Source organism: Aureibaculum marinum, from assembly GCF_003813905.1.
In the GTDB taxonomy this organism is placed as follows: Bacteria; Bacteroidota; Bacteroidia; order Flavobacteriales; family Flavobacteriaceae; genus Aureibaculum; species Aureibaculum marinum.
Genome location: NZ_RPFJ01000046.1, coordinates 1 through 2,534 on the forward strand (window position 1 = coordinate 1; position 2,534 = coordinate 2,534).

Here is a 2,534-nt window from a genome sequence, read left to right on the forward strand (position 1 = left end):
AAGTTATTTTACTCACTAACTCAAAGGAAACTTCCTTTGAGTTCCGTTTAACAACAACTAACACTATGTAAAGAGAATAAAACTAACGTTTTACTATCTTTACACATCTTATTAGCATACATTTGATGAAAACGCAATTAACAATATTCCTATCTTTAATTATCTTATCGTGTAATAGCGAAAAAGACAGGTCAAATATGAAATGGAATGTTCCAGTAATTAAAGATTCATTACCCACAGCTAACAAAATCCTTGAAACAAAATATATCAGAAATCCAATTAATCAACTATTATATATTGGAACTAAAAAAGATACAATTCTGATTACTAAAAAAAGCCTAAATATAAATCAATACTATTCCGAATTTATCGAAATTGACACTATACAAAGAGAATCGAAAATAGAATTAATAGCTGACACCGAGCAAGAATTAAGTATTGATTTGGAAAATTTTTCTTTTCCACCACCACCAGTAGCACTAAAAGGAAGTGATGGGCTAGAAATAGACGAAACTAAAACTGACTCTGTTTATGAAATATGGAAAAAAAGACCAAGAAATTACGTAAAAGCATATCCTGTTTTTATTAGAAACCCATCAAAAGACACAATACATATTGATAATCAAGATGGAGCTTTATTTTTAATTCAAGAGGCTAAAAATAAAATGGGAGAATGGAAACCAATAGAATATTGGATATATTCGACTTGTGGAAATAGCTACGCTTATACTTCATTAGGACCAGATGATATTTTGATATTAAAAAAAGTAAAATATAAAGGAACTTTTGAGACTGAAATGAGATTAAAGCTTCGGACTAATAATAAATTAGTTTATTCAAAGCCTTTTAAAGGTTTAATCAATATTGAACAATTTGAATTGGAAAACGTGGATGGTTTTACAAAAAGAAGATTAAAAAATAGAGATGAAGATTATATTGACCATATATTTCTGAATCAATAAAAACGTATGCTAACAATGGCTATAAGTAATTGCTTGTTCTCGCCTACTTCTGAAAATCCTTGCGGATTTTCAGCTTGGTATGTACTTGCAAAATTAAGTGCTAAACCACGCAACTACTCATAGCCCAACCGTTAGGCACAATATGAAAAAAAAATGTACGAATGAAAAACAACATAGATAATTCATTAATAACGAACCGAAAAATCATAATTGAAATTCGGTTTCAACCTGCACCAAAATTTTTGGATTTAAAAGGTACGATATTGGACAAAGTAAATACTTTGAACATAATAAAAGCAGCCGATTGGAGTATTGGAGATTCTGCATTAAAGATTGCTGACAGTAATCAAGATGAACTAATCAGAAACCTAATCCAAGTCGAAATAAATCGATTATCGATAATTAGTACTAAAGTGGATTCTATTGAAAAATTTGTTGATGATTTTTCCAAATTGTATTCAGCTATTAAAGAAATATTAGGAGAATTAAAAATTCAAAGAATAGGATGTAGAATTCAAGGTACATATAAAACAAAATCAACTAAATTTTCTGATATTTTAAAAAATTTCAAAGAATCATTTCCTAATCAAATTTTCTTACAAGATTATCCAACAAAAGATTTAAGATTACAAGTAGTTTATCAAAACGGAACTTATCATATTGGACCTTTAGATAAAAATGACCAATTTCTTTTAAGAACTTTTAAATATCCCGAAAGAAAAAATTCAATTGGTATTGCAGTAGATACAGATAATTATTTATTGAATACTGAAAACACTAACTTAAATAGTTTTTCAAAAGTCAAAGATGTAATAACTGCATCTCTTGCTGTAGAAAAATCGTTAGTTGAGAATTTAAAGGATTTCTAATATGAGTAGAAAAAAGAAAAAAAACAGAAATCCTGTCATACCAAAAAATGACGATTACGACTTAAAGAAAAGTTTAGGTAAATTAAACCAACGAAAAACCTTTCCTGAATCAGAAACATCTACCAATTTTGAAATAAACAAAAGTCAAAGTGCGAATATAAATTCTCAAACGATAAATGAAAATTTAACATCAGAGACAAATATTTACTTTAAACTAACTGACAATATTAATTCTCGTTATGATAGTTTAAATAAAGACTTAAAATCTGTTAGTGAAAAAATAACTGATTCGAATGATAATTTAAGGCAAGAACTTGAAAGTAAGGTTTCAGAAAAATTAGATAAAAATATTTTCTTTTATGCAATTGCAGTTTTACTTGCAATAACGAGTCTGATTTATGCTCTTTCATATTCTGGTTTGTTAAATGACACAAAAGAAAACTCAACAGAAATAAAACAGCTGAAATCTGATGTTGAAAATCAAAACAAAGCAGTTGAAGAGAATAAAGAAGAAATTGAAAAATTAGAAGAAAAGCAGAACGAATTAGAAATTGAATTGATTAAAAAAGAAAAATAATACTGTGCCTAACAAAGAACTGAGCTAAAAACCAAGCCTTTTCTTCATTAAATTTTGACAATAGTTTTCTTGCATTGTTGAATTAGAATAAATCTCCTACGGTCGATTTTATTTCCAATGCAACAA

The 2,534-nt window shown here is 27.7% G+C and carries 3 protein-coding genes; all 3 read left to right on the forward strand.

Annotated elements, in window-relative coordinates:
* The first annotated feature begins 125 nt into the window (after positions 1–125).
* Positions 126–962, forward strand: a complete 837-nt coding sequence (locus tag EGM88_RS13995) for a hypothetical protein (protein WP_123899051.1) — start codon at positions 126–128, stop codon at positions 960–962.
* Positions 963–1,123: 161 nt separating this feature from the next.
* Complete coding sequence (locus EGM88_RS14000) at positions 1,124–1,831, forward strand: hypothetical protein (RefSeq protein ID WP_123899052.1); 708 nt, start codon at positions 1,124–1,126, stop codon at positions 1,829–1,831.
* Position 1,832: 1 nt separating this feature from the next.
* Positions 1,833–2,408, forward strand: coding sequence for a hypothetical protein (locus EGM88_RS14005; protein ID WP_123899053.1), 576 nt, complete (start codon positions 1,833–1,835; stop codon positions 2,406–2,408).
* The last annotated feature ends 126 nt before the right edge of the window (positions 2,409–2,534 follow it).

Excerpts from the sequence above, each read along its gene's own strand:
- EGM88_RS13995 (WP_123899051.1), top strand. The coding sequence starts at position 126 with ATGAAAACGCAATTAACAATATTCCTATCTTTAATTATCTTATCGTGT.
- EGM88_RS14000 (WP_123899052.1), top strand. The coding sequence starts at position 1,124 with ATGAAAAACAACATAGATAATTCATTAATAACGAACCGAAAAATCATA.
- EGM88_RS14005 (WP_123899053.1), top strand. The coding sequence starts at position 1,833 with ATGAGTAGAAAAAAGAAAAAAAACAGAAATCCTGTCATACCAAAAAAT.